A 2,086-nucleotide genomic window follows, 5' to 3' on the forward strand; every position below is an offset into this window, starting at 1 on the left:
GCTCAACCGCCCTGGTAGTGCGCGAGCAGCATGGCCGCGACGAATCCTCCTTTGCCGCACCGCCGCCTTCGGCCGTGGTGTTTGCCGAAAGCACGCAGGACGTGGCAGATGCGGTCAAGCTCGCCGCCCAGTTCAACGTGCCCGTGATCCCCTTTGGTGTGGGCACGTCGCTTGAAGGCCATCTGCTGGCCGTGCAGGGCGACATCAGCATCGACGTGAGCCGCATGAACAAGGTGCTGTCCATCAATGCCGAAGACCTGACCGTTACCGTGCAGGCGGGCGTGACGCGCAAGCAGCTCAATGAAGAGGTCAAAAGCACGGGCCTCTTCTTCCCCATCGACCCAGGCGCCGACGCGACCCTGGGCGGCATGAGCGCCACGCGCGCCAGCGGCACGAATGCGGTGCGCTACGGCACCATGCGCGAGAACGTGCTGGCACTGGAAGTCGTCACCGCAGACGGCAGCGTCATCCGCACCGGCACGCGCGCCAAGAAATCATCGGCGGGCTACGACCTCACGCGCCTGATGGTGGGCAGCGAAGGCACGCTGGGCGTGATCACCGAAGTCACCGTCAGGCTGTACCCCCTGCCTGAAGCCATCTCCGCTGCGGTGTGCTCCTTTCCGAGCATCGAAGCTGCCGTGCGCACCACCATCGAGATCATCCAGCTGGGGGTTCCGATTGCGCGCGTCGAGCTGATCGACCACAACACGGTGCGCATGGTCAATGCACACTCCAAGCTCACGCTGCGCGAAGAGCCCATGCTGCTGATGGAGTTTCACGGCTCACCCGCCAGCGTGAAAGAGCAGGCCGAGCTGGTGCAGGAGCTCGCCAGCGGCCACGGCGGCAACGCGTTTGAATGGGCCAGCACGCCGGAAGAGCGCACGCGCCTCTGGACCGCCCGTCACAACGCCTACTTCGCGGCCATCCAGTCGCGGCCCGGCTGCCGCGCGATTTCCACCGACACCTGCGTGCCGATTTCGCGCCTGGCCGATTGCCTGCTGGAGTCGGTGGCCGAAGTCGATGCCAGCGGCATTCCTTATTTCCTCGTCGGCCATGTGGGCGACGGCAATTTCCACTTCGGCTATTTGATCGACCCGACGATTCCCAAGGAGCGCGAAGTAGCCGAAGCACTGAACCACAAGCTGGTCACCCGCGCGCTGGCGCTTGAAGGCACCTGCACGGGCGAGCATGGCGTTGGCCTGCACAAGATGGATTTCCTGGTAACCGAAGCCGGTGACGGCGCGGTCGACATGATGCGCACCATCAAGCGTGCGCTCGACCCGAAGAACATCATGAACCCGGGCAAGATTTTCTCGCTGTGAAGCGAGCTCTACTGCGCGTTTGCAGTGCGATCTATAACCACCCCCGTCCGGGCTCACTTCGTGTAGCCCGTTCCCCCCTCGAGGGGGCGGCGCCTTGGGCCGGCGAAGCCGGACCCTCGGCCCCCACTGGTGAATACCCCCACTGAATACGCCCTGAATCTTCGAGCCAGCATGAGCCGCGGAACCGGCTTTGCCGGGCCGCAGGCACCGTCCCCTGCAAGAGGAAAAGGGCTACACGCAGTGAGCCCGATAGGGGTGTGCCAATTTTCGGCTTTGCCGGGCCGCAGGCGGGCGGCCCCGGAGGGGCTGGAGCCCGCGGCTCCAAGCCTGCCTGCGCAGGCTTGGACGGGCGACAGAGGCGAAGCGTCTCGCGAGCCGCGGCCTGCAAGGCCTCGGGAGCTACACGAAGTGAGCGACCGTGGGGGCTCAATTACTTCTGGATATCACTCATCTTGCAGCCCTTGGCCAGGAACATGCTGGTGAGATGTTCCTTGCGGCCCTGTGCCTGTTGGCCCTGCAATGCAACGGCCTGTTGCTGCGCGGTTGCGGCCTGCTGCTGGGCGACGCCGTTATTGGCGGCCTGTTGGGCCGTATTGCCTGCCAGCTGCTGCACGATGCCGCCAAACATGCCGCCCAGGCCGCCGCCGAATCCGCCAAAGCCGCCGGCGTTCTGCGCCGCTGCATTGGCCGCTGCGGAGGCCAGTGCAGTTTGCACCACCGCTCCTGCTACCTGACTCCCTGCATCTGCGGGGGCTACAGCGGCC

At 65.4% G+C, this 2,086-nt stretch carries 1 protein-coding gene and 1 pseudogene; one reads left to right on the plus strand and one right to left on the minus strand.

Going from position 1 to position 2,086, the window contains the following annotated elements; translation table 11 throughout:
- On the plus strand, positions 1-1,322 hold a 1,322-nt coding region (locus AC1DWI_RS20850), incomplete at its 5' end, for an FAD-binding oxidoreductase (RefSeq protein ID WP_477725646.1).
- Positions 1,323-1,752: 430 nt separating this feature from the next.
- On the opposite strand, the pseudogene AC1DWI_RS20855 reads toward AC1DWI_RS20850, so the two are convergent.
- A pseudogene (locus AC1DWI_RS20855) lies at positions 1,753-2,086 on the minus strand (hypothetical protein); the annotation flags it as partial.

The organism is Polaromonas sp. P3_C2, assembly GCF_056402675.1.